The sequence below is a fragment of the Candidatus Accumulibacter contiguus genome (genome assembly GCF_012940005.1).
In the GTDB taxonomy this organism is placed as follows: domain Bacteria; phylum Pseudomonadota; class Gammaproteobacteria; order Burkholderiales; family Rhodocyclaceae; genus Accumulibacter; species Accumulibacter contiguus.
On the sequence record NZ_SPMX01000013.1, the window covers coordinates 51,982 to 77,925 of the forward strand.

General features: G+C 61.4%; 20 protein-coding genes and 3 pseudogenes. 12 read left to right on the forward strand and 11 right to left on the reverse strand.

The window, feature by feature from the left end:
- Positions 1–90 precede the first annotated feature (90 nt).
- From E4Q08_RS06530 to E4Q08_RS06575, 10 genes are all read right to left on the reverse strand, one after another.
- A complete protein-coding gene (locus tag E4Q08_RS06530; protein WP_034909899.1) occupies positions 91–570 on the reverse strand; it encodes a DUF456 domain-containing protein in 480 nt (159 codons plus the stop codon).
- Positions 567–956: a hypothetical protein gene (locus E4Q08_RS06535; RefSeq protein ID WP_169069780.1), complete on the reverse strand. Its 390-nt coding sequence runs from the start codon at positions 954–956 to the stop codon at positions 567–569. Before E4Q08_RS06535 ends, E4Q08_RS06530 begins: the two co-directional genes overlap by 4 nt.
- A gap of 484 nt (positions 957–1,440) precedes the next feature.
- The gene (locus E4Q08_RS06540) at positions 1,441–2,592 is read right to left on the reverse strand and encodes a HupE/UreJ family protein (RefSeq protein WP_034909902.1); all 1,152 of its coding nucleotides are present in this window, start codon (positions 2,590–2,592) and stop codon (positions 1,441–1,443) included.
- Between the two features lie 2 nt (positions 2,593–2,594).
- Positions 2,595–3,770 (reverse strand): tetratricopeptide repeat protein, encoded by a 1,176-nt coding sequence (locus E4Q08_RS06545; RefSeq protein WP_169069781.1) that lies wholly within the window; start codon positions 3,768–3,770, stop codon positions 2,595–2,597.
- A 90-nt stretch (positions 3,771–3,860) separates the two neighbouring features.
- Positions 3,861–5,486, reverse strand: a complete 1,626-nt coding sequence (locus E4Q08_RS06550) for a DUF4331 domain-containing protein (protein ID WP_169069782.1) — start codon at positions 5,484–5,486, stop codon at positions 3,861–3,863.
- A gap of 2 nt (positions 5,487–5,488) precedes the next feature.
- Positions 5,489–6,262 carry an NF038129 family PEP-CTERM protein gene (locus E4Q08_RS06555; RefSeq protein ID WP_169069783.1) on the reverse strand — a complete coding sequence of 258 codons (774 nt, stop codon included), beginning with the start codon at positions 6,260–6,262 and terminating at the stop codon, positions 5,489–5,491.
- A 248-nt stretch (positions 6,263–6,510) separates the two neighbouring features.
- Positions 6,511–7,716, reverse strand: a complete 1,206-nt coding sequence (locus E4Q08_RS06560) for a patatin-like phospholipase family protein (RefSeq protein WP_169069784.1) — start codon at positions 7,714–7,716, stop codon at positions 6,511–6,513.
- A 164-nt stretch (positions 7,717–7,880) separates the two neighbouring features.
- A complete protein-coding gene (locus E4Q08_RS06565) occupies positions 7,881–9,095 on the reverse strand; it encodes an eCIS core domain-containing protein (protein WP_308240076.1) in 1,215 nt (404 codons plus the stop codon).
- Between the two features lie 553 nt (positions 9,096–9,648).
- A complete protein-coding gene (locus E4Q08_RS06570) occupies positions 9,649–10,383 on the reverse strand; it encodes a flagellar brake protein (RefSeq protein WP_169069785.1) in 735 nt (244 codons plus the stop codon).
- Positions 10,384–10,697: 314 nt separating this feature from the next.
- On the reverse strand, positions 10,698–11,684 hold the full coding sequence (locus E4Q08_RS06575; protein ID WP_169069786.1) for a malate dehydrogenase: 987 nt from the start codon (positions 11,682–11,684) through the stop codon (positions 10,698–10,700).
- 209 nt (positions 11,685–11,893) lie between these two features.
- On the opposite strand from E4Q08_RS06575, the gene E4Q08_RS06580 reads away from it, so the two are divergent.
- From E4Q08_RS06580 to lpdA, 10 genes and pseudogenes are all read left to right on the forward strand, one after another.
- Positions 11,894–12,631: a GntR family transcriptional regulator gene (locus E4Q08_RS06580; protein WP_034909325.1), complete on the forward strand. Its 738-nt coding sequence runs from the start codon at positions 11,894–11,896 to the stop codon at positions 12,629–12,631.
- 120 nt (positions 12,632–12,751) lie between these two features.
- Positions 12,752–13,145: pseudogene (sdhC, locus tag E4Q08_RS06585) on the forward strand (succinate dehydrogenase, cytochrome b556 subunit).
- The gene (gene sdhD, locus E4Q08_RS06590; RefSeq protein ID WP_034909011.1) at positions 13,139–13,486 is read left to right on the forward strand and encodes a succinate dehydrogenase, hydrophobic membrane anchor protein; all 348 of its coding nucleotides are present in this window, start codon (positions 13,139–13,141) and stop codon (positions 13,484–13,486) included. The pseudogene sdhC and the gene sdhD overlap by 7 nt, the downstream one beginning before the upstream one ends.
- A pseudogene (sdhA, locus tag E4Q08_RS06595) lies at positions 13,487–15,272 on the forward strand (succinate dehydrogenase flavoprotein subunit).
- Positions 15,273–15,296: 24 nt separating this feature from the next.
- Entirely contained in the window at positions 15,297–16,010 is a 714-nt protein-coding gene (locus tag E4Q08_RS06600; protein ID WP_169069787.1) for a succinate dehydrogenase iron-sulfur subunit, read from the forward strand.
- Complete coding sequence (locus E4Q08_RS06605; RefSeq protein ID WP_034910321.1) at positions 16,010–16,264, forward strand: FAD assembly factor SdhE; 255 nt, start codon at positions 16,010–16,012, stop codon at positions 16,262–16,264. The genes E4Q08_RS06600 and E4Q08_RS06605 overlap by 1 nt, the downstream gene beginning before the upstream one ends.
- Positions 16,265–16,396: 132 nt before the next feature.
- Positions 16,397–17,628 (forward strand): annotated as a pseudogene (gene gltA, locus E4Q08_RS06610) (citrate synthase).
- Between the two features lie 111 nt (positions 17,629–17,739).
- Positions 17,740–20,580 carry a 2-oxoglutarate dehydrogenase E1 component gene (locus E4Q08_RS06615; RefSeq protein ID WP_169069788.1) on the forward strand — a complete coding sequence of 947 codons (2,841 nt, stop codon included), beginning with the start codon at positions 17,740–17,742 and terminating at the stop codon, positions 20,578–20,580.
- A 12-nt stretch (positions 20,581–20,592) separates the two neighbouring features.
- Positions 20,593–21,843: a 2-oxoglutarate dehydrogenase complex dihydrolipoyllysine-residue succinyltransferase gene (odhB, locus tag E4Q08_RS06620; RefSeq protein WP_169069789.1), complete on the forward strand. Its 1,251-nt coding sequence runs from the start codon at positions 20,593–20,595 to the stop codon at positions 21,841–21,843.
- 80 nt (positions 21,844–21,923) lie between these two features.
- Positions 21,924–23,360, forward strand: coding sequence for a dihydrolipoyl dehydrogenase (gene lpdA, locus E4Q08_RS06625; RefSeq protein ID WP_034909037.1), 1,437 nt, complete (start codon positions 21,924–21,926; stop codon positions 23,358–23,360).
- 113 nt (positions 23,361–23,473) lie between these two features.
- Here the strand turns inward: lpdA and E4Q08_RS06630 are convergent, their stop codons facing one another.
- On the reverse strand, positions 23,474–24,106 hold the full coding sequence (locus tag E4Q08_RS06630) for an MBL fold metallo-hydrolase (RefSeq protein WP_169069790.1): 633 nt from the start codon (positions 24,104–24,106) through the stop codon (positions 23,474–23,476).
- Between the two features lie 82 nt (positions 24,107–24,188).
- Here E4Q08_RS06630 and E4Q08_RS06635 point away from each other — a divergent pair, with 82 nt between their 5' ends.
- Entirely contained in the window at positions 24,189–24,806 is a 618-nt protein-coding gene (locus tag E4Q08_RS06635) for an SRPBCC family protein (RefSeq protein ID WP_034909036.1), read from the forward strand.
- A partial coding sequence (locus tag E4Q08_RS06640; RefSeq protein ID WP_169069791.1) for a hypothetical protein occupies positions 24,803–25,944 on the forward strand: 1,142 nt, incomplete at its 3' end. The genes E4Q08_RS06635 and E4Q08_RS06640, both read left to right, overlap by 4 nt.

Here is a 25,944-nt window from a genome sequence, read left to right on the forward strand (position 1 = left end):
CCGATCATGAAAGTCATGACCGTTTCCCTCTCCCCCCGACCCCTCCCCCGCGAGGGGGGAGGGGAGGTTCGTGAGTCGCTGACGCGACTTTCACATTAACCACGCAAGGGTGAAGACGGCCAGCATCGTCACGGCGATCGCCAGCTTGGCGACAATGGCGACGAGGAAGCCGACGCCAGCGGCAATGCCGGCGCGCGTCGCTGTGCGGTGGTCGCGACGAGCGATGTACTCGCCGCAGACGGCACCGACGATCGGGCCGAGAATCAGCCCCGGCAAACCGGCGAAAATACCGAGAATGGCGCCGATGCCCGCGCCGGCGATCGCCAGACCGCTGGCGCCTGCCCGCTTGACGCCCCACACCGAGGCGAGGGTCTCGATCAGCAAGGCGGCAAGGCCGAGCACCGCCAGTACCGCCAGTGTCGGCACGCCGATACGCGCGAAGTCGTCGAGCCAGGCGGCCACCAGCATGCCGGCGAAGAGCAGTGGCACGCCAGGCAGCAACGGCAGAAAGACACCGAGCAGGCCGAGCAGCATGGCGGCGAAAGCGACGAGCCAGAGTACTTCGGTCATCTCAGAGACGCACGCAATTTGTCGAGTGCCTCGCGTAGCGGTTCGATTCCCGGACGCTGCCGCAGCGGGCGGAACCTGTCGGCGATCACTCCCTGAGCGATGTGTTGCCCGAGCTTGCGATAGCTCTCGAACTGCGATTCGTCGAACCACTGATCGAGCGTCGACACCTGCGGAAAATCCTGGTGCTGGGATTTGTACTGCAACAGGTCGGCCGATTCATAGCCAGTCAGCGACGGCTTGATGTAAAACAGCAGGCCTCCAGCGGCCGGGCGCTCCTCGGTCTCCGGGTAGTATTTCGTTGGCGAAGTGGACCGCCAGTGCCGAACCCCGGCTGAATCCGACGACGTCGATCGTCCTGTCGCCAGCGGCAAAATTCCTTTTTCCATCAAACGCATACAGTGCCATTGCTCAATCTCCCATCGGCAAGTCTGACTCCGGACCCGGTGTTGCCAGCCTGCAGGCTGTTCGCAGGCAAGTTTCGGTCATTAAATGAGGGCAGTCAACGGCGCTTGCAGGATTTCGGCGAAGACACCGTCCGCATCGGTTTCTGCCAGCCTGGCAGGATGCGGAAGCCGAATTCTTTAGTGCTGTACTTTTGTACAGTTTTTTGATATTCTGGTCCCTATCGCAGCGAATTGCAATCCACTCATCCCCAAGCAGGAGTCACTTGCCATGAATCGAATCCAGAAGTGGTTTGAACAACTCGCCGGCGTTTACCTTGAGGAACGCCGTCGTTGGGCTCTCGCGCAAAAGATCTTCGGCAAGCAGCGTCTCGATGTCTCGACATTACAGAAACCCGCCTGTTGGCGTAGAAGATCGCGCCGAGGAGCACACTGACGCCAACCTCTACCAGCCGCGACGCTGATTCCCTCAGGCGATGAGCTTCAGATCAAACACTCGTTCGACCAGCCAGACGCTGGCGGTTACGATGACCAGTAGCGAACCGCCCGCGAGAACGCCTCGTCGATAGATCCACTGGTTCCGCACGCCCCATGCCAGCGGCAGGAACAGGGCGACGATCGCCAGTTGCCCGAGTTCGACGCCGAGGTTGAAGGCAACCAGCGCCAGCAACAAGGCGTTCTGCGGCAACCCGAGGTCGGCGAGGACGCTGGCGAAACCGAAGCCGTGAATCAGGCCGAAAGCAAAAGCGAACAGCCAGCGGCTGGCTCCTGCCATCACGACCAGGTTGTTGAGCGCGGCGACGATGACCGATGCAGCGATCGCCGATTCGACCCAGCGCGACGGCAACTGGATAACGTCCAGCGCGGCCAGCGTCAGGGTGATCGAGTGCGCGAGGGTGAATGCACTGACCACCTTGACGACATCCCAGAGCGCGTCCCTGAAGCGCGCAGCGCCTGTCCAGCCGCCGTCGACGCGGATCAGGACCGCCGGCAGCAGCAGCGACAACAGAAACAGCAGATGATCGAAGCCGATCCAGATGTGCCAGACCCCATGCGCGATGTAGTCGATGAACTGGCGCAGGTGGTCGTTTTCGCCAAGTTCGAATCGCTGCACCGGAGTCGCCGTAGCAAAGATCGCGGTATGTGTCTGACCGGCGTGTTCGAGGCGCAGCAGCCCGCGGTGCTGGGGATCGACATCAAAGAACAGCCGATAGCTGGCACTGAGCACATGGGCTGCGGCTTCGCAGCTTGCGCTGAAGCGCAACACCGCGTAGGCGCCATCGCTGTGATCGTCGACCAGGTGTTCGAGCACGGCCGTAGTGCACGCCTCGCCGTCTGCCGACAAGGTCAGCCGCGCCAGTGCGTAAGCGGCAATGTCGGCGTGATGGGCGCGCAGTTCGCCCCAGGTGATGGCGCCGTCCTGGTTGTCGTCGAGGCCGAGTGCGTAGTCGAGGTCGCGCAGGGCAATATCCCACTGACCATGAATGGCCGTTTCGGTGACCTGCAGGCTGAGGTAGCTGTCGCTGGGCTTGTGCGCCAGCGCGGCTGGCGAGGCAAGCAGGATGAGCAGCATGGCGAAGCCTTTCAGCACCTGCAGCGAAACGAGGTGGACAGTCTTCATGGTCAATCCCGGGGTAACAAGCGGTTGATGACGACGTCTTCGCTGCGCGCCTGCGCGAGCCATTGGCGTGCGCTGGCCAGGGTTGCGAGGTCCCTGCTGGCGAGGGAGGTTTCCAGGAGGAGGCGAAGATCGGGCAGTTCCTTCTGCACCGTCCAGTTCTCCCGAGCCAGTGTCAGGGCGGCCTGGGGATCGCCGAGCAGTTCGAGCGTGAAGCGCGCCTGCTCACGCTGATGGACGCGGTCGCCACGCAACTGGCTGGCGGCAAAGCGGGCGCGCAACTGCTCGAGGTGGGCAGCCAGTTCGGGAGAGTTCAGCGCCTTGAGCGCCAGTGTGTAGCGCAGGAGCAGGGCATCGGTGCCTTGCTGCGCGGCGAGCAGTTTCACGACCTGCGCCGGGCGGCCGTGGTCGAGCAGCCAGTCGGCGTAGGCGTTGAGGAGATAATGGTCGGAGCCGTCGATCGCCAGTGCTTCACGAAAATGTGCCTCGGCAGCATCGTCGAGGCCGGCGTGTGCCGCCATCTCGGCGAGCATGGACAAGACCCAGGCGCGTACCTCTGGTCTGGCTTCGGGCTGCCTGGCGAGCAGGGCATGGAGTGCGTCGTAGCTCTCGCGCAGTCGCCCGTTGACACTGGCCAGCCCGTAGCCGCAGGCAGCCCAGACCAGTTCGGGTGCAAGACGGCGCAGCGCCGTGCATTCGGCAGCGGCAGCAGTGTAATTGCCCTGGACCTGCAGGATCGTCGCGCGTGTCAGGCGCGCCTGGCCGTCGCGGGGATTGCGCTGGATGAGCGTGGCCAGGTCCAGCAGCGCGGCGTCGAAATCGTGGTTACGCTGGCGCAGCGTCGCCCGCAACAGGAGGACCTCGGAAGGCGGTTCGGGTTGCTCCCACCAGTTTGCCAAAGCGGCCTGGGCGTAGCCGGCAAAACGCGGATCGCCCTTGACTCGCCCAAGCTCGGTGTAACGACGAGCGATCTCGACTGCGAGGTCGAGCCTATGCGGTTGTCGGGCGAGTTCCTCGCGCAGCGCGCGCAACTCGCGAGCTGTGGGATCGGTCGCTGCGAATGGCAGGCGCTCCAGCACCTGCGCGTCGGATTGCGGGAGGTAGGGCACCGCCACAGCGTTTGCCGTGACGAGGCACCAACTCGCGGTGAATGCCAGGAAAGTGCAGGAAATACGGTTCATGCGGATCCTCTCGCTTGAGGAATGGCGGGCAGGGCGAACGCCTGCCCGTCTGCTGCGGTGATGCCGTCTTCGTCGCCAGGGTACCCGAAATCAGTTGGTCGGGCAGAGCATCGGCAGGAACGGCGGCGTCGTCGAGACGCAGCCGGAGGTGCCGGGGTTCTGGTGCCTACTGTTGCGGCCACTATTGGCGAAAGCCACATAGGGGAAGGTCTCCTGGTAGGGGACATCGTTGCTGTTGACGCCATCGCCGATGCGGTTGTTGGGGAAGACGTTGAATGCCGGGTTGAGCACCCCGACCACCACACGCGCGGCAATGTCGGTGGCGTCGTCCGAGAGTCGGCGGCCGTTGGGAAAGCCCCCGAAATCACCGGCCAGGACACCGAGACGCTTGCGCATGGCTTTGACCGTTGCCGGAATGCCGGTGTTGAGCCGCAGCAGATCGGCGACGGGTCCGGCTTGTGCGGCCGTGCAGCCGGGGCAGATCGGTGCGGTATAGGTCACCAGCGGCAGCAGATCGAGGCGCGGCGGGGTCGGAATGGCCACCACGCCGCCGTAGGCGGCGTTGAGCACGCGGGCAAGCAGCGGATCGAGCAGGTAGCCTGCAAACTGACTGTCGTTCTTGGGTTCGGACATGCTGAACTTGTCCTTGTCGCCGGTGCCGATCAGGAGTTCGTTGATCAGCGGATTACCCATGCGCTGGATCTGAACGAAATTGCTCGACAGCGAGGGCTTGCCGCCGGCAGTCGTTGGCTGTGCCTTGATGCGCGGACGCGAGGTGGTGCCGTAGGTGCCGATCACCGCTTTGGCGTCCGTTGCCGGATGGACCTGGCCGTCGCTGGTGAGCAGCGTGGTCGGCAGTTCAACGACGATGCTGTTGACGTTGTAGCCGGCCACCGCATCAGGTGCGAAGTTGACCGTGTCGTCTGCATCCTGGTCGTCGGTCAATACCGCCGGGATACCGGTGGCAAATGCGCCGGTGCGGAAGTTGAGGGTGTCGAAAGCGGCGCCGAGGTCGATGTAGAAGGGGTCGTCGACAGTGCCGGCGAAGACCCGGATGCCGCTGCCGAGATCGTAAATACCCTGCGCTGCAAGGCTTGGATAATCGGGCATGGTCCGCGGTCCGACGTTGGCGGGAACGGCGTAGAGCTTGCGAGTGCCGCTGCTGAAGACGGTTTGCCAGACGCTACCGACCTTTTTCTGGATGGTCACGGTATAGGTCTGACGCAGGCTCAGGCCGGCGGACCCCGGTCCGTCGAGGGCAGTGATCGCAGGCGGCACGATCGGCGTGCCGGGAGGAACCGGCGCAGGTGAATTGGCCGGTGTCGAAACGCCACCACCGGCACCAACGAAACTGGTGAACACGCCGGGTGCGCGGATTTCGCTCTGGAAGCGGAAAACGATCTTGACGTCTTCATCGCCATCGAAATTGTTATCGACCTTCATCTCGTACACGACCTCGGGATCGAAGGGGTGGTAGTTTGGTCCATTGGCCGGTTCCAGCAGCGGATCGGTGTTGAGAATCATGGTGACCTTGTTGGGATTGTCGTAGCTGACGAAGGCGTACCAGTCGGTGATGTCCGCCTTGTGGTCCAGTGCGGTCAGCGGCGCCTCGCGGTGGCTGGCGGCGAACACCTCCGGGACCGGCAGGGCAAGGCACGCGGCAGCACACAGCAGGGTAACCAAGGAACGGCGGTTTGATGCGGCAGAGATCTTCATGTTCATTCTCCCGGATGGGTATGCGTCGAGGTCGAGGTCGAGAGGCGAGTTTGCGCGGCAGCCTCTGTACGATGGGATACGCAGGGATGAGCGCGGCGGATGCGTTGTCCGCCGATGAGTGCCAGCGCAAGCGAGAAAAGCATGCCAGCGCCGGGTTCGGGGACGGCGATCGGGAGTAGTGGGCTGGACACGGTCGCGAACTGGATTTGCGCGCCTGGAGCGTGATCGACGATCAGCAGCGCGTCCTGGACGGGTACCGGGTCGCTCGAAAAGTCGAAACTGGTATCGACCAGCGTCAGGTTGGTCCCTGGGTCGAGCAGCAGCAGCGACAGGCGATCAGGCGCGCCGTTGCCCGAGAAGTGGGAGGTGAAACTCAAGTCGAAGGAAACCGTCGTTCCCAGGGTGAGGTCCTGCAGAAACTGGCCGAGGCCACCCAGATCGCTGATCGTGAAGGGTGGGCCGCCGGTGCACCCGACGCTGCAATCGACTCCGCCAAGTGTCCCGTTGGTGACGATTGAGCTGATGGTGACGGTGTTGTTGCCCAAGTCGCCATCGCCATCGAGCAGAGCGAAATCCAGCCGCGCAGACGTGCCGTTGAGCGATGTGGTATCCAGAGTGACCAGTACGGCATGCGCGTTGTGGTGGATACCACCGAGAGTGAAAGCACTGGCCAGTGCTGCCAGAGTGACCGCGAAGCGGGTGCGTGGTCGACGCTTCACCCGCGCCTGGCGTTCGCCGGCGGCCGTCCGACTGTGATTCGAGTTGGCATGGATCATGGCTTGAACCTCCTGATTGGATCTAGAGAACCCGGATGAACCGATCAGGCCCTTGCTCCGATCCCGCGATCGATGGCCTGCTTCATCCTCCGTCATATGGCCTGACTTGATGCCGAGCGTCTGCGACGCGGCAAATCCCCCAGGTACCACCAGATACGCAGGAACTCCGGCAGCGGATGCATGCCAAGCAAAAAAACTGAGGTGATCGGTGACCAGCGGCCGGCCACTGGCTACTGGCCGCCGGCGGCTCAGGGTCCGGTGATCAGCTCGATCAGTTCGGCCGCGCGGGCCGTGGCATCGAGCTCGCCCATCGCCATCAGCGACTGTACGAAGTCCTGCTCGAACAGCAAATAACTCGCCAGGGCGCCGCCACCACCCCTGAGCATTCCGAGCGCGCCCAGGGCATCCTGGATCGTCGCCGGCAGCTCGTCCGTGTACTGCAGCGCCAGTGCGTCGAGCGACTGCGTCGGGGCCATCACCAGCACATTGATGGCCTTGTAGCGCATCGCAGTAACCGCCTCTTGTGGCAGTCCGTTGATCGTTTCGGCGACGCGTCTGGTCTGCTCGACGTCGGCCTGCAGCGTATCGTGAAAGACGCTCGCCATCACGTGTCCGGCCATGCTGCCCAGGCTTGGGCCGCGCCCGTGCGTTCCCAGCAGAGCGGCCGCCAGACCTGAGCGTTCAGGCTGCCCGACGCCGATCACCAGGATCTTCTGTGCACCGAGGTGCATCGCCGGCGACAGCGGCGTGATCTGCCGCATCGAACCGTCGCCAAAATATTCTTCCCGACCCTCGACCGTCAATGCAGTGGCCGGAAAGAGGAACGGAATCGCGCTCGAAGCCATCAGGTGTGCGATCGTCAAGGGCTGGAACTCGGCACGGCGCCCGGGACTGGTCCACGGCTGAAACGTCTCGCGGCTTGCCGTCTGGCAGAAGGTCCAGTGCACCCCGCTGGTATAGCTCGACCCGGTCACCGCCAGCGCATCGATGGTTTTCGATCGCAGGGCGCTTTCGATGTTGCCGAGCGAGATACCCTGCCGCAGCAATTCCGCCAGTGGCGTGTTATCGAGCAGCGCTCCCCTGAGCTGGATGTAGCGTGACAATTCCAGGGCCAGCGCAACCCGGCTGAAGCGCAGCCAGCGCCGGGTGTTCAGGCGGTAGACATCGATTGATCGCAGGCGACCCCAGAACGCCGCCAGTTCTTCGAATGCCTGCAATCCCTCACGCGCACGCCCTGCCAGAAAGGCTGCGTTGATCGCTCCAGCCGAGGTGCCGACCAGAATCTGGAACGGAAACGACCTCGATACACCGGGATGTGACTGCAGCAAGGTCGCCAAGGCGCGCAGAACGCCGACCTGATAGGCCGTGCGCGCGCCGCCGCCCATCAGTACCAGGGCAAGGGGCGGCCGCTCGTACTGACGCATACCGGCATGAATGATGGTCGAAAGGCTCATCGCTGTGTTCCGCAAGGGTGCGCAAGTCCAAGGTACCCGCCAGGGATTGGTGATCCAGAAAGACCGCAGTGACTGCCCGATCTCCCGTCTTTGCTATACCCGGTCCGCCGAACGGGAAGATCTCCCGCAGCGCTGCGCGCCGTCGGGTACTTTGCCGAGTCAGATTACGCTGGGTTGCCTTGACTCGTGAGGCATTGCAGCACCGGCTCGGGTAGATCGAGCGGCCAGCTCAGGCCGGCCCGGCGGAGCTGTGCTTCGTCGGTCGAGCGCGCTGGCCGGACCTCGATGCTGTTCACGTGGCCGTAGCGCCCGCTCGTCGTTGGATGCGCCCGGAATGTCGGCAGCACGCGCAGGTCGTCAGCGGTGCTGAAAGTCGTACCGCCCACGCTCAGGATGAAGAGGTCCGTTTCGCCAATGCTGCCGACGACGCGATACATTGGGCAGAACGTGAAGCTGTCTGTACCCTGCGTCGTGGAGATCCTCTGCGTTTCGTACAGGGCCGCTGCGGCGCTGTCGTTGATCGTCGAGAGCTCCGTGGGCCAGGGTCCGGTGGCGCCGATCGGCGTGAAAGAGAAGTTCCGGACGAAGTCGTGATTGCGCTGGAACTCGGCCACGGATCCCGACACGTCGAGTCCTCCGCAAAAACTGGTCACGTCCTGACGGCTGAAGCCGCGCACGGCCATATAAAAGGCGATCAGATTCGATGGCAAGTCTTCCTGCGCAAACGACGACTGGCCGAGAAGGTCGGTCCATATCTGCTGCGTCTCGAACGCGATGGAGATCGTCTTGAAGATACTCAGTGCGACCTCATTCACTTCGTTTCCGGATAGCGGCCGCAGCAGCCGAACCCGCAGGTTGGCCGATGACAGCACCAAGCCTGCGGCGGTGGAAGTCATGGTTGGCGAGCTGAGTTGACCGGTGGTCGGCGTCGCAGCGGTCCCTGCGGCACGCAGCGCATCGGACGCCAGTCGTATGCGCTGGATGAACTGTGTGGACAGGCTGGGGTCGGCATGGCTCCAGTCAATCCAGCCACAGTTGGCCGAAAAGGTGTAGCGTCCCGCACGCGTGCCGCGCTCGTCGGGGACGCGTGCGATCCCGGTAGTGCCTCCGGCAGTCTGCTGAATGACATGTGCCAGCTCATGTGCCAGAAGGCGGCGCCCATCATCGGTGTGGGGCGCAAATTCTCCTGGCGCAAACACCACATCACGCCCCACGGTATAGGCGCGCGCGCCCAAGGCACGAGCGGAAGCGCCGGCGTGCTCGCTGGTGTGGATGCGGACCTCAGCAAAGCCATGGCCGAATCGTGGCTCGAAGAAAGAGCGGGCAATCGGGTCAAGGGGCTCACCGGGTGCAAGCAATACTTCATCGATGAAGGGCACTCCTGCCATCTCTCCGCTAACGCCGGCTTCGACCTGCCTGGTTTGCAAGCGCTGGGGATTTGGTCCAGATCGTCCCTGCCGGCACCTGGGACACTCTCCGCCGCAGACGCAAGCACGCTGGAGGCGAGTCTCCGGTGTTCGCATCACCTCAGCAGCGACACGGTCTGCATCCTGCTCGTACTCGTCCCCCGGCTTGTTGATTGCCGGCTTCATCTGTATCGCGCCTGCAATGGGAAGAATTACGGGAATCCATCCAGAAGCGTGGGTTCGGCTGACCGTCGCAGGCTTGGCAGATGTGCTCGGCCGCGTCGTTCTTGCTTGCTGTGCGAAAGTGTTCATGGTCAATCTCCGATCGTTTGCATCGCAGCCTAACGGTCATGGCTTTGTGAGACACCCCGGATGATGAAAGCCCTGACCGTTTCCCTCTCCCCCGACCCCTCTCCCGCGAGTGGAGAGGAGAGATTCGTGAGTCGCTGACGCGACTTTCACGGTAACGGTCATGACTGTTCCAGGCATCCCCGATCATGACTCCTGGGGTAGTGAGGCGAAGAGCTTATCTGGTCGAAAGGGCGCGGCGCTCGGTCTCGATCCTCGCCATGAAGCGCTGAATCAGCGTTTCGTTCAAGGGAGACAGCTTGATAAATTTGCATCCAATGTGCCAGATTGACTTGTTCGTTCGACTTTCCGTCGCCATGACGTAGCGAATTTCGAGGTTGACTGTAAGCATGCCGGATTCGCGCAGGTCGATCCGGCAATTGTCAAGCTTTTCCAAGGGTTCGAGAGCGGGTTTTTCTGCGACCTGAATGCCCAGTCCAATGACTGAAATGTCATAGACTGGCAAGGCGATTTCTTCAGGAGAGCCACGATGGATTCGGCAGAAATAGGGCTTGCTGGTCGGCAATCGTAGGCGAAAGGCATCTCTTCGCTGAAGGCGTAGAAGGGTTTTTGGCAAGGCCATGGCAAAAACCCGTTCGCCTCCAAGTGTGGTAATACGCGGAAACCTGCCGGTAAACTGGATGCGTATGCCACCTACCACGCCTGCAAATTGGCAGCGCTCCGACTTCAGGAAGGCCCTGTTGGTTTCTTCGCTACCGCCTATGTCAAAGTAGAGTTCATCCTGCTTTTCGGAAACCTCGATCAGAACAGTGAGAAAGCTTTGCCGTCCCTCGTCGAAGGACACGGAGATTCGTTCGCTCTGCCTGATCAGACTGCGCAATTGAAACAGGATTTCGCGGCGCCCACTGAGGGTGCAACGTTCCAGTTCATCATCGTTTTGTGTGTCGGTCATGAGGCTTTGGGGGTGTTTCGGATGCAATTTTTCGATTCTCTGCATCCTAATGGAGAAATGGTCTGAACGCTACAGATGCAGCAATTCCAGTTTTTCCTGGCCCGAGTTTGCTGAACCGTACTTCTCCGCCGGTATCCGGCAGGCCAGCGACTGGAGATCGTTGCTGCCGTCGGCACTTTCCACGACCACTGCTACGCCAGCGTTTTCCGGGCGCACATCGGGGCGGCGAAAGCCGAGACGGGAAAGTACTCCTGCGAAAAAAAAGCCGCGGACTGGCCGCGGCTGAAAATTTGCAGCGACTGTGGATGACTCGCTTAGAGCATGTCCTTGACGGCATCCGCTTCGTCGGTCAGTTCCTTGAGCGTCTTGTTCATCTTGTCGCGCGAGTACTCGTCGATTTCGATTCCCTGGATGATCTTGAACGAACCGTCTTTGCATTCGCACGGGAAGCCGAAAACGATACCGGCCGGGATGTCGTAGGAGCCATCGGAAGGGACGCCCATGGTCACCCATTCGTCAGAACCGAGAACCCAGTCGCGCATGTGGTCGATGGCGGCATTGGCTGCCGAAGCCGCAGAGGAGAGACCGCGCGCGTCGATGATCGCCGCGCCGCGCTTGCCGACGGTCGGCAGAAACACGTCGTTGTTCCACACCGGATCATTAATCAGGGCCTTGACGTTGTCGCCGTCAGACAGGCAATTGCGGTAATCGGCGTACATCGTCGGCGAATGGTTGCCCCACACCACGAGTTGCTTGAAGCTGGCCACCGGCCGGCCGGTTTTCGCGGCGAGTTGCGAAAGGGCACGGTTGTGATCGAGACGAAGCATGCCATGGTAGTTGGCCGGATTGGTGCGGCCGACTTTCCTGGCGGCGGCGCCGGCGATCAGGGCATTGGTGTTGCAGGGATTGCCAACGACGAGAACGCGGACGTCTTCGCTGGCGTTCTCGGCGATGGCTTTACCCTGCACGGTAAAGATCGCACCGTTGGCGGTCAGCAGGTCGGCGCGCTCCATTCCCGGGCCGCGTGGCCGTGCACCGACCAGCAGGCAGACGTCGGCATCCTTGAAGGCAACGTTCGGATCGTCGGTGGCGAGCATGCCGGCGAGCAGCGGGAAGGCGCAGTCTTCGAGTTCCATCATCACGCCCTGGCAGGCTTTTTGAGCTTGCGGCAGATCGAGTAGTTGGAGAATGACCGGCTGATCCTTGCCAAGCATTTCGCCGGAGGCGATCCGGAAAAGCAGGCTGTAACCAATTTGACCGGCTGCGCCGGTGACCGCGACGCGCATGGGGGCTTTGGACATGATGCGGCTCCTGTTGTTAGTGAGTAGCGTAAAGTGAGCAGAAAGCGATCGGCATGGTCCCCGCAAGCCTTTTGCTGCGGGGGCAGCAAATCGGACAAATCATAAGATCTAAGGTCGTCAGGTGTCAAATATATCTTATATCTTATATAAGATAGAAATTAACGGAACAGGATGGACGTGAGCGTGAAAATATGCTGAAATGACTGACCATGAGCCGGTCGTCGTCATTGCATTCTCCTACCTTCAGTCCGCTATATCGGCAGATCAAGGATTTGATCCTGCGCAATCTGGAGTCGGGTGAGTGGGGTCCGGGGGATCCCATCCCGAGTGAGTCCGATCTGGCCAGCCGTTTCGGCGTGAGCCAGGGTACGGTGCGCAAGGCCATCGACGAAATGGCTGCCGAAAATCTCCTGGTACGCCAGCAAGGCAAAGGGACTTTCGTCGCGACCCACAAGGATCCAGGTTCTTTTTTCCGCTTTCTCCGTCTGCTCCCCAATCAAGGGGAATTGCCGATCTCCCAGAGCATCCCGCTCGAATGCTGGCGCGCCAAGGCCGGCGCCGATGTCGCGCGCATCCTGGCGATCGAGACGGGGGCGCCAATCACGATCCTTCGTCGCCTGCTGAAGTTGGGCGATGAGCCGGTGGTCTTCGACGAGATCTATCTGCCGAGCGAACTCTTTCCCGATCTGTCGCTCGAGGTGCTCAGATCAGGCGAGTCACTGTACAGCCTGTTCGAGACGCGCTATGGCGTTCGCATGATCCGTGCCGACGAACGGCTGCGCGCGGTTTCGGCCGACCGGGTCAGTGCGGAGTGGCTGCAGGTAGCCGAGGGAAGTCCGTTGCTGCTGGTCGAACGGGTGACTTTCACCTATGGCCACAAGCCCGTTGAATGGCGGCGAGGCTTCTATTCGACACGCAACTATCATTATCACAATGAACTCGGCTGAGTACTCTGAACAAGCTCATCGGGTGAGTCAGGCACGTCTGGATGGTTTATAATCCAGCGTGGTATCGAGGGGGTCGGGTGGCGTACATTCGGCCAAGTCAACACATGAGGGATGACGTTCATGGCAGAGATGGCAATCAAGAAGAAGCGTCCAAAGAATTTGGATTTGCCCACAATCAGGCTACCCCTTCCGGGTATCCTGTCGATCATTCACCGCATCAGCGGGGCAGGGTTGTTCCTGCTGCTGCCGTTCCTGCTATGGCTGTTCCAGAGCAGCCTCACGTCTCCGGAAACATTCGCCGTCGCCAAGGGGGTCGTCGCTCATCCCCTGGCCAAGATCGTCCTGCTCGGCCTGATCTGGTTCTACATGCACCACTTCTGTGCCGGCATTCGTTATCTGTTCCTTGATCTGCACAAAGGGGTTGAACTCGAGGCAGCGCGCCTGTCGACCAAGGTCGTTTTTCGTGGTCAGCATTGCTCTGACCCTGATCATCGGAGCTAAAGTGCTATGGTAAATCGCATCCTCGTCGGGGCCCACTACGGCCTCAAGGACTGGCTCATCCAGCGTGCCACGGCAATTCTCATGGCTGTTTACACGGTCATTTTCCTGGTCGTTGTCGGTGCAGTCGGGCCCGATTCCTTCGAAGCCTGGCGTGGCATCTTCGCCAACGGCTTCATGAAATTCGCAACATTTCTTTTCTTTGTCAGTGTCTTCTACCATGCCTGGATCGGTGTCCGGGACATCTGGATGGATTACGTCAAGCCCGATGGCCTGCGTCTGCTGATGATGATTGCGACGGCTGCAGTTCTGGTCGGATATACCGGCTGGGCGGTTCAGATTCTGTGGAGAATGTAAGTGAGCAAGCTAATCATTCCAGTACGTAAGTTCGATGCAGTCATCGTTGGCGCCGGCGGATCGGGTCTGCGCGCGGCGATCCAGCTTTCCGAAGCCGGCCTGAAGACGGCCGTGCTGTCAAAAGTCTTTCCGACCCGTTCGCACACGGTGGCGGCGCAGGGGGGGGGTGTCGGCCTCACTTGGCAACTCCGAGGAAGATCACTGGCACTGGCACATGTACGATACCGTCAAGGGCTCGGACTGGCTCGGCGACCAGGATGCGATCGAATACATGTGCCGCATGGCACCCGAGGTCGTCGTCGAACTCGAGCACTTCGGCATGCCTTTCGACCGCACCGACGAGGGCAAGATCTACCAGCGTCCCTTCGGTGGACATATGTCGAATTTCGGCGAGAAACCGGTACGTCGCGCCTGTGCCGCGGCAGACCGTACCGGCCACGCCATGCTGCATGCGCTCTATCAGCGCAATGTGCGTGCCAATACACAGTTCTTCGTCGAATGGATGGCGCTCGACCTGATCCGCGACGATTCCGGACAGGTACTCGGCGTCATCGCCCTTGAAATGGAAACCGGTGAAGTCGTCGCTTTCCACGCCAAGGCCACCGTCTTCGCAACCGGTGGTGCGGGCCGCATTTTCTATTCATCGACCAACGCCTTCATCAACACCGGTGACGGTCTGGGCATGGCGGCGCGTGCCGGCATTGCCCTGGAAGACATGGAGTTCTGGCAGTTCCACCCGACCGGTGTCGCTGGTGCGGGCGTGCTGATTACCGAAGGGGTACGTGGCGAGGGCGGCATCCTGCGTAATTCGGCCAATGAACGCTTCATGGAACGTTACGCGCCGAATGCCAAGGATCTGGCTTCGCGCGACGTGGTGTCGCGCGCCATGGTCACGGAAATCAACGAGGGCCGTGGTTGCGGGCCGAACAAGGATTTCGTGCTGCTCGACATCACCCACCTCGACCCGGCGACGATCATGAAGCGCCTGCCGGGAATTCGCGAGATTTCGATCCAGTTTGCCGGCATCGATCCGATCAAGGCGCCGATCCCGGTGGTGCCTACCTGCCATTACCAGATGGGTGGTGTACCAACCAACTACAAGGGACAGGTCGTCGCGGATGACGGAACGCCGGTGAAGGGCTTCTACGCCGCCGGTGAGGTCGCCTGTGCTTCGGTGCACGGTGCCAACCGGCTGGGGACCAACTCGCTGCTGGACCTGCTGGTATTCGGCAAGTCGTCCGGCGATTCGGTCATCGACGATCTCAAGTCCGGGACCATCGGTCTCAAGGAACTGCCGGTGGATTACGCAGAGCGCACGATGGCACGTCTGAATCGTCTCAATACGCAGACCGGTGGAGCCGACGTCAACGCCACACGCCTCGAACTGCAGCGCACGATGCAGAAGCATTGCGGCGTTTTCCGCTTCAAGGACATGCTCTCCGAAGGCGTTGCGAAGATCCTCGATATCGAGAAGGCAGTCGCGAGAACCGAGATCAAGGACAAGTCCCAGGTGTGGAACACGGCACGAGTCGAAGCCCTGGAACTGGACAATCTGATCGAAGTGGCCAAGGCGACGATGATTTCGGCAGAGGCACGCAAGGAGTCGCGTGGTGCCCATGTCCGTGACGACGCGCCGGATACCGCCGCGAATCCGAACGGACGCGACGACATCAACTGGCACAAGCACACGCTGTGGCACCGCGACGCTAATCGTCTCGATTACAAGCCGGTGATCATGAAGCCGCTGTCTGTCGAATCCATCGCGCTGAAGACGCGTTCCTATTGATCGTGCGCCAAGGAGTCAATGATCATGACCACCAGTACCATGCAGTTCAAGATTTATCGCTACGATCCCGACAAGGACAACGCGCCCTACATGCAGGACATCTCGGTCGAGGTCGATTTTTCCATCGATCGCAAGTTGCTCGACATCCTGACCCGGCTGAAGGCGAAGGATGACACGCTTTCCTATCGCCGCTCCTGTCGCGAAGGCATTTGCGGCTCCGATGCCATGAACATCAATGGCAAGAATGGCCTGGCCTGTCTGACCGAGATCAAGGATCTCAAGCAGCCGGTCGTCTTGCGGCCGCTACCGGGCCTGCCGGTGATCCGCGACCTGATCGTCGACATGACCCAGTTCTTCAAGCAGTACCACTCGATCAAGCCTTATCTGATCAATGAAGGACCGCGTCCTGAACGTGAGCGGCTGCAGTCGCCGGAGGAGCGGGAAGAACTCAATGGTCTGTACGAGTGCATCCTGTGTGCCTGCTGTTCGACTTCGTGTCCCTCCTTCTGGTGGAATCCGGACAAGTTTGTCGGCCCTGCCGGCCTGCTGAACGCCTATCGTTTCATTGCCGATACCCGCGACCAGGCGACCAACGAGCGCCTCGATGATCTCGAAGATCCCTATCGTCTGTTCCGCTGCCATAGCATCATGAACTGTGTCGATGTCTGTCCGAAGGGTCTGAATCCGACGCGGGCGATTGGCAAGATCAAGGAAATGATGGTTCGCCGCGCGATCTGATGGAGGACAGAGAAAACCTCAACCGCCTGCGCTGGCGTTGCACGCGGCGCGCGATGCTGGAGATGGACCTCTTGCTCGGGGAGTTTCTTGACCGGATCTTCCCGACACTAGGGCCCGAGCAGGCGGCTGCATTCGTCACCCTGGCCGACATGGAGGATCTGGAACTCTGGCCTCTGATCAATGGTAGCCGCGAGTGCGCAGATGCGGTACAGGCCGAAGTCGTTGCCTTGTTGCGCAACGTAAGAGTTAAGTAAGGAAGTTGTCCTAGTCTGGCGGCTTCCTCTGTTCGTAGCTGTGACCTCAACCTGAACGGGGATATATCAATGACGACTGAACGTAAAGCAACTTTGACCATCGAGGGGCAGGCGCCCGTCGAATTTCCAATCATGACGCCTACCCACGGCAATGATTGCATCGACATTCGTACCCTGCTGGGCAAGACCGGTCATTTCACCTATGATTCCGGCTACCTGTCGACGGCGAGTTGCAGGTCGAAGATCACGTTCATCGACGGCGACAAGGGCGAACTCCTCTATCGGGGTTATCCGATCGAGCAACTGGCCGAACAATGCAACTTCCTCGAGGTGGCCTACCTGTTGTGGCATGGCGAGCTGCCGACGGCTCCTCAGAAAGTCAGTTTCGAGAAAAACATCAAGCATCACACGATGGTGCACGAGCAGTTGGTGAAGTTCTACCAGGCTTCCGTCGGGACGCTCACCCGATGGCCGTGCTGGTGGGTGTCGTTGGCGCCCTGTCGGCGTTTTACCATGAGGCCGAGAATTTCTCCGATCTCGAACATCAGAACATCAGCTTCAACCGGATCGTCGCCAAGCTGCCGACGATCGTCGCCATGGCCTACAAGTATCACGTCGGCGAGCCCTTCATCTACCCGCGCAACGACCTCGACTACACCGCCAACTTCATGCACATGATGTTCGGCACGCCCTGTGAGGAGTACCAGCCGAATCCGGTGCTGGTGCATGCCCTGGACACCATTTTCACCCTGCACGCCGATCACGAGCAGAACGCATCGACTTCCACGGTGCGTCTTTCGGGATCTTCCGGTGCCAACCCGTATGCCTGCATCTCGGCGGGCATCGCCTGCCTCTGGGGCCCGGCGCACGGTGGTGCCAACGAGGCCTGCCTGCAGATGCTCGAAGAAATCCACGACGTCTCGCGCGTTGGCCGCTACATTGCCCGCGCCAAGGACAAGAACGACGAGTTCAAGCTGATGGGCTTTGGTCACCGCGTCTACAAGAACTTCGATCCGCGCGCCAAGCTGATGCGCAAGGTCTGCAACGATGTGCTGCAGGAACTCGGTCTGGGGAATGATCGCCTGTTCAAGCTGGCAATGGAACTGGAGAAAATCGCCCTCGAGGACGACTACTTCATCGAGAAGAAGCTCTATCCCAACGTCGATTTCTACTCGGGGATCGTTCAGAAGGCGCTCGGCATCCCGACCACCATGTTCACCTGCATCTTTGCGCTGGCGCGTACGGTCGGGTGGATGACACAATGGGAAGAGATGATCAACGATCCGGAATACAAGATCGGTCGTCCTCGTCAGCTCTATGTCGGCCCCGGCAGGCGCGACGTCATTGCCGTCGGTCAGCGCTAGGCTGATCGACTCCAAGGGGCGGCAGGTGGTAGCCGCCCTTTTTTCATGCTGTGGTTTTCCCGCCACAGGTTTTCCCAATTCGAACCAGAACGGTGACGACAGGAAACTGCCATGATGAATCAGCTTTTTGGTAACTCCCTACTCTTTGGCGGCAATGCACCCTTTGTCGAGGAGTTGTACGAAAACTATCTCGACAATCCCGGCTCTGTCTCCGAGCAATGGCGCGAGTATTTCGACAAGCTGGCGCAACTGCCGGGTTACGTTGCCCGCGATGTACCGCATCTGCCGGTGATCAATGCCTTTGCCGAACTGGCGAGAAAAGGGGGCTATCGCGCCGCTGCAGTCGCACCGGTAGACGACAGGAAACAGGTCAGCGTTCTCCAGATGATCACCTCGTATCGTTTCATTGGTGATCGCTGGGCCAACCTGGACCCCTTGAAGCGCACGCAACGTCCAGAGGTGCCGCAACTCGATCCCGCCTACTACGGTCTTTCCGATGCGGACCTGAATACGGTGTTCAATGCCGGCTCGTTCAAGGGAACACCGGACCACGCCACCTTTGGCCAGATCTACGACGCACTCAAGGCGACCTATTGCGGATCGATCGGCGTCGAGTACATGTACATCAGTACGGTGGCCGAGAAGCGCTGGATTCAGGATCGCCTCGAGCGCATCCATTCGAAGCCGAACTATACCGCCGAGCAGAGAAGGCGGATGCTCGAACGTCTGACTGCCGCCGAAACGCTCGAACGCTACCTGCACACCCGTTATGTCGGGCAGAAACGCTTCTCGCTCGAAGGTGGGGAATCCACGATCGTGGCCATGGATGAACTGATTCGTGTCGCCGGCGCCGGTGGGGTGGACGAGATCGTCGTCGGCATGGCTCACCGTGGCCGCCTCAACGTACTGGTCAATACGCTGGGCAAGGCACCATCGATGTTGTTTGACGAATTCGAGGGCAAAAAGGCGCAGGTACTGACTGCCGGTGACGTCAAATACCACATGGGTTACTCGTCCGACGTGTCAACCCCGGGCGGCCCCTGCCATCTGACGCTGGCGTTCAACCCCTCACACCTCGAAATCGTGAACCCGGTAGTCGTCGGTTCGGTGTATTCGCGCCAGCGTCGTCGCGGCGAAAATGGCAAGGACAAGGTACTCTCCGTGCTCATCCACGGGGATGCGGCCGTCGCTGGCCAGGGAGTCAACCAGGAAATGCTCAATTTCGCGCAGACGCGCGGTTACGGTGTGGGCGGTACGGTCCATATCGTCATCAATAACCAGATCGGCTTCACCACCTCCGACCCGCGCGACTATCGTTCATCCTTGTACTGCACCGACATCTTCAAGATGGCCGAAGCGCCCATCTTCCATGTCAATGGGGATGACCCGGAAGCGGTGGCGCTGGTTACCAGCCTGGCAGTCGAATACCGCAAGACCTTCAAGAAGGATGTCGTGGTCGACATCGTCTGCTATCGCAAGCTCGGTCACAACGAGCAGGATGAGCCCATGGTCACGCAACCGCTGATGTACAAGAAGATCCAGCAGCATCCCGGCACGCGCAAGCTCTACGCAGACAAGCTGGTTGCCGAAGGTGTACTGCACGCCGAGGGTCCGAACGAGATCATCGCCGATTACCGTGCTCACCTCGATCGTGGCGAACTGTTGTATAACCCGGTCCTCGCCGGTTACAAGCACCCGATGACCATCGACTGGACACCGTTCGTCTCGTCGAAGTACATCGAAAATTGTGATACCAAGGTGCCGGTCGGCGAACTGCAGCGCCTGTCCGAGCGATTGGCGACCATTCCACCGAACTTCACGCTGCACAGCCGCGTCCAGAAGATCATCGAGGACCGTCGCCAGATGGGCGAAGGCAAGCTCCCGGTCGACTGGGGGATGGCCGAGAACCTGGCCTACGCCTCGCTGCTGGTTTCCGGCTATGGCGTTCGTATTTCCGGCGAAGACGTCGGTCGAAGCACCTTCTTCCACCGGCACGCTGCGCTGCACGACCAGAATCGTGAGCACTGGGATCATGGGACCTATTACCCGCTGGCCAACCTGCAGGATCGGCAGGGCAGTTTCCAGTGCTTCGACTCGGTCCTCTCGGAGGAAGCGGTGCTGGCTTTCGAGTATGGCTACTCGACAGCCAATCCGCACGAGTTGGTGGTCTGGGAGGCGCAATTCGGCGACTTCGCCAACGGTGCGCAGGTGGTCATCGACCAGTTCATCGCTGCCGGAGAAGCCAAGTGGGGGCGGGCCAGTGGCTTGGTCCTGCTGCTGCCGCATGGTTACGAAGGGCAGGGCCCGGAGCATTCTTCGGCGCGCATCGAGCGTTACATGCAGCTCTGTGCCGAGATGAACATGGAAGTCTGCCAGCCATCGACACCAGCGCAGGTCTTCCACATGTTGCGCCGGCAAGCGCTGCGCAGCCAGCGCAAACCCTTGATCGTCTTTTCGCCGAAATCGCTGCTTCGCCACAAGGACGCGACGTCCACGCTGGAAGAGTTGAGCGAAGGAGAATTTCAGCGCGTGATCGGAGAAGTCGAACCGATCAATGCCAGAAAGGTCACCCGAGTGGTCTTCTGCTCCGGCAAGATCTATTACGAACTGGTGGCTGCACGGCACGAGCGGAAGATCTCGCATGTCGCGATTGCCCGCCTTGAGCAGTTCTATCCCTTCCCGCAGGACTCGTTCCAGGAAGAACTGGCCAAGTATCCGAAAGCCACGGAGGTCGTCTGGTGTCAGGATGAGCCGCGCAATCAGGGTGCCTGGTACTGGATTGCCTCGCGCCAGCACCTGTCGCGCTCGCTCAGCGACAAGCAGCATCTGTTGCTGGTATCCCGTCCCGCCTCCGCTTCCCCGGCGGTTGGCTACTCCAGCAAGCACAACGCCCAACAAAAGGCTCTGATCGACTCCGTCTTCGGTGAGATCGAGTACTACAAACTGCCCTAGAACGGAGAGAACATGATCATCGACGTCAAAGTTCCACAGCTTTCCGAGTCAGTCGCCGAAGCGACCCTGGTCACCTGGCACAAGAAGGCCGGCGAAGCCGTCACGAGGGATGAAAACCTGATCGACATCGAGACCGACAAGGTCGTTCTCGAACTGCCGGCACCGGATGGCGGCGTGCTGTTTGAAATTGTCAAGGCTGACGGAGAGACGGTTGTCGCGGGCGAAGTGATTGCGCGCATCGATACCGCCGCGCAGGCGGGCGCAGTCGCAGCGCCCGCTGCCAAGGCGGTAGCGGCGAAGGCCGAGGCAGCGGCGGCTCCAGCCACGGCGGCCGGCGTCGTCATGCCGGCAGCGCGCAAGATCCTGGAAGAGAAGGGGGTTGCTGCGGGCGATGTCGCGGGTACGGGTCGTGGCGGTCGGGTGACCAAGGGCGATGCACTGGCTGCCCAGGCGCCAGCGCCAGTGCCCAAAGTGGCTGCGGCTGCAGGCCCGGTCGCTGCGCCGGCGGCCAGCCCGGTTTCGGCACTGGCCCCGGCACCGAGCGTGACCGTGCCGCTGGGCGACCGGCCGGAGCAGCGCGTACCGATGTCGCGTCTGCGCGCCCGCGTCGCCGAGCGCCTGCTGCAGTCGCAGGCGAGCAATGCGATTCTGACCACCTTCAACGAGGTGAACATGGGTCCGGTGATGGCGCTGCGCAAGCAGTACGGCGATCGCTTCGAAAAGGCGCACGGAGTTCGCCTGGGCTTCATGGGCTTTTTCGTCAAGGCCGCCGTCGCTGCACTGCAGAAATTCCCGGTGATCAACGCCTCGGTCGATGGCAACGACATCGTCTACCACGGCTACATCGACATCGGCATCGCCGTTGGCAGCCCGCGCGGCTTGGTCGTTCCGATCCTGCGTGATGCGGACCAGATGAGCATCGCCGACATCGAGAAGAAGATCGGCGAGTTCGGCAACAAGGCCAAGGATGGCAAGCTGTCGATGGAAGATCTGACCGGCGGCACCTTCTCGATCTCCAACGGCGGCGTTTTCGGTTCGATGTTGTCGACCCCGATCATCAACCCGCCGCAGTCGGCGATCCTCGGCATTCATGCCACCAAGGACCGCCCGGTGGTCGAAAATGGTCAAGTGGTGATTCGTCCGATCAACTATCTGGCGATGTCCTACGACCACCGCATCATCGACGGTCGCGAGGCGGTGCTCGGCCTGGTGACCATGAAGGAGGCGCTGGAAGATCCGGCCCGCCTGCTGCTCGGCGTTTAACCACTCATCACCGCGGTGCGGAGGCACAGTGCAGTCACGCTATGTGGAATCCGTGCCCTGGTGTCTCTGGGGAATCAATCATGTCCAAGCAATTTGACGTTCTTGTTATCGGTGGTGGCCCTGGTGGCTACATTGCCGCCATCCGGGCCGCGCAGCTCGGTTTCCATGTCGCCTGCTGTGAATCGAATGCCTATGCGGATCCCAAGGGCGAGCCGCGTCTTGGCGGTACCTGTCTGAACGTTGGTTGCATTCCTTCGAAAGCGCTGCTGCATACCTCGCACCTCTTTGAGGAGGCAGGGCACAGCTTTGCTGATCAGGGCATCTGTGTCGGTGCCCCGATCATCGATGTGGCCCGGATGCTCGCCCGCAAGGATGGTATCGTCAAGCAACTGACCAGCGGTATCAAGGGACTGTTCAAGAAAAACAAGGTCACCCTGCTCAATGGTCACGGTGCTTTTGTTGGGCGCAAGGGGTCGGAGGAAAGCGAGGTCTGGCAGCTCAAGGTGGGTGACACCCTGGTCGAGGCCAGGCAGGTGATCGTGGCCACCGGTTCCAAGGCCCGCCATCTGCCTGGGGTACCGGTCGATAACGAGATCGTTTGCGACAACGTCGGCGCCCTCGACATCGGCGCCGTTCCGAAGAAGCTTGCGGTCATCGGTGCCGGCGTCATCGGCCTCGAAATGGGCAGCGTCTGGCGTCGTCTGGGTGCCGAAGTGACCATCCTCGAGGCACTACCAGATTTTCTTTCGGTGACCGACCTTGAGGTCGCCAAGGAAGCCGCCAGGGTATTTGCCAAGCAGGGCCTGAAGATCGTCACCGGCATCGAGATTGGCGACGTCAAGATCTCGCAGAAAGGCGTCTCGATCGACTATACCGACAAGGACGGCAGCGAACAGAAAATCGATGCCGACCGCCTGATCGTCTCGATTGGCCGCATCCCGAACACCGATGGCCTCGGTGCCGAGCAGGTCGGTCTGAAACTGACCGAACGTGGCCAGATCGAGGTCGATGCCCATTGCCGTACCAATCTTCCCGGCGTCTGGGCGGTGGGCGACGTCGTTGCCGGCCCGATGCTGGCGCACAAGGCGATGGAGGAGGGCGTCATGGTCGCCGAGATCATGGCGGGGCAGGCCGGGCACTGCAATCACGAGACCGTCCCCTGGGTGATTTACACCAGCCCGGAAATCGCCTGGGTCGGCAAGACCGAGCAGCAGTTGAAGGCCGAAGGTGTCGCCTACAAGGCCGGCAAGATTCCGTTTGCTGCAAATGGTCGTGCTCTGGGCATGGGCGATCCCGGCGGTTTCGTCAAAATGCTGGCCTGCGCCACGACCGACCGCATTCTCGGGGTCCATATCATCGGCGCGAATGCTTCCGAACTGATCTCGGAGGGTGTGGTGGCGATGGAGTTCGGCGCCGCTGCCGAGGATCTGGCTCGCATCTGCCATGCGCATCCGACGCTCTCGGAGGTGGTCCACGAAGCTGCGCTGGCGTGTGACAAGCGGCCGCTGCACTTCTAGGCGCGCTTTTCGAGGTGGATAAGAGGTGCCTCTGCCGGCACCTTGCGGAACATTGCTGCGAGCGTGCTCTCGGGGCCGCTTGGCCTGTACGCGACCCGCTCGCAGCGCAGCCCTCAGTCTCCGCAGAAGGGGTTGCTGCGCCGCTCGGCAGCAAAGGTTGACATCGGTCCATGGCCGGGAATGAAGGCGACGTCGTTACCGAGCGGCCAGAGGCGCTTGTGAATCGACGTAATCAGCGTGTTGAAATCGCCTTTCGGAAAATCGGTGCGGCCAATCGAGCCCTGGAACAGCACGTCGCCGACGATCGCCAGGCGGCCCGGCCGGTAAAAGAAAACCAGGTGCCCAGGCGTATGTCCGGGGCAATGCAGAACTTCCATCTCGATATTGCCGAACGAGACCGTGTCGCCCTGCTCGAGCCAGCGGTCAGGGGTGAAGGCCCGCACCTTGGAAAAACCGAACATCCTGCTTTGCGCCGGCATACCGTCAATCCAGAACTGATCTTCGCGCTGCGGCCCTTCGATCGGCAAGGACAAACGATCCGACAACTCGGCCACCGCGCCGGCGTGGTCGATATGACCGTGCGTGACGAGAATCTTCTCGAGTTCGACGCCGTTGTCCGCAACCGCTCGCAGAATCCGCGACACATCGCCACCCGGATCGACCACGGCGCCGCGCTTGGTCTGCTCGCACCAGAGCAGGCTGCAGTTCTGCTCGAAAGGGGTCACCGGGATGATCTGATATTTCATGGTCAGCAGTCGTAGGGGTATGAATAGCGCAGGCCGCACAGTATACCAGACGGGCTACCAGACCGGCGCTCGGCGCCTCCGAATGGCCACCCTGTTTTCACTGGCGATCGCTTTCGCTGCCGCGGCGCAGGGCAGCACGGCAGGCGGCGCAGCGGCCCGCATCGACGTGTCGCTCGACGGAGAAACCTACAGGGTGCGAGCCAGCGCGCAGTTGGCGGCTGATCAGCGTGTGGTCTGGGATACGCTGACTGATTATGAGCACCTGCGCGAATTTATCCCAGGAGTGACGCGCGCGCGCGTTCTCGCGCGCGCCGGCAACCAGCTCAGCATCGAGCAGGTCGGCGTATTCTCGGTGTTCTTTATCGACCTGCCGGTACAGGTCCGCCTGGCGGTTCAGCACATCCCCCATACGACGGTACTGGCGCGCATGGAGGCGAACCCCGCTGACGCCGGCGAGCCGACCCTGCGCAGCTTCAGCGGTCGTTATACCCTGAGCACGATCCGTCTGGGGCAGCGCGCCGGGGTGCGACTCGACTACGACGCGCAGTTCGAGCTGACACGACCGTTGCCCGCGCTGATCGGCCCGCTGTTCGGCGTCGCCGCCGTGCGACGCACGATGCACGCGCAGTTCGAGGCGATGCTGCGCGAGATCGAAAGGCGTCAGGCGCTGCTGGACGTTGCAGAAGAGCGCGCCGAATGATGCGCGCCCTGGCCATCATCCTGAGCTGCGGCCTGCTCGCCGGCTGCCTCGGTCTCGACCCCTACCGACAAGCGCCGGTCGCACAGCGCCTGCAGCAGATCGATGCCCTCGGGGATTGCGCGCGGCTCTTCCAGGCGAGCGATCGCCTGGTCGACGCCGCCGGCACGCGCGATGCACAGGCGCCGCGCGTGCCAGGCTTTCCATACCTGCGGGTCGATCGCCTGCTCGCCGAGGTGGCGGCGCAGAGCCACTTCACTGCGCCGCAGGCGCAGGCCTGGAACGCAGCGCTGGCGGCGCTGGACAGCGCTGCGCGACGCATCGAACTCGGCAACTCAGGCCACGACGCTGCCGCCTCGATCGACGCACTGACGGCCTGCCGGCAACTGCTGGCGCTGGCCGATCAACATGAGCTGCCGGCGCTGCTCGAAGCAGCCCGGGTGCCCGACGACTACTCGACCGGGATGCGCGCGCTGGGCCTTTATCCGCTGACACGCTATGCCTTCGCTGCCGGTATCCGGAACTGGCAGCGCGACACGCAGGCAGCATTTGCCGCGCAGGCCGCGGCGGACCCCTTCGCTGCTGCGCGCAGGCGCTACATCGCCGGCGAATCCCTGGAGGCCGTGCCGACGCTGCAGGAGTTGCCGGATCTGGGCCTGCCGGTGCGCACGCGGCAGACGCTGGCAAGCCTGATCGTTCGCCATGCGCCGCAACTCGATATCGCCACGGCGAGCGACGCCGATCGCCCCGGCGCGCTGCTCTGGCAGCGCGATTCGGACGAACGGCTGCGGATCGGCGTTGCCCTTGATCAGCCAGTATTGTACGTGCGCACCAGCCACGCGCACTTCTCTGGGCGCTGGCTGTTGCAACTGATATACACTGCATGGTTTGCGGCACGCCCACCGGCACATGCCTACGATGTCCTGGCCGGGCGGCTCGATGGTCTGCTGTGGCGAGTCACCCTGGCCGAAGACGGCAACCCCCTGGTTTACGACACGATTCACCCCTGTGGCTGCTATCACCTGTTCATCCCCACCGAGGGGTCGCGGGCGCGACCACAACCCGAGAGCATCGATGAGAGCCTGTTTTCTCCACAGACGCTGCACACCCCGGCGACGCACGAGCGCGTCGTGCTGAAACT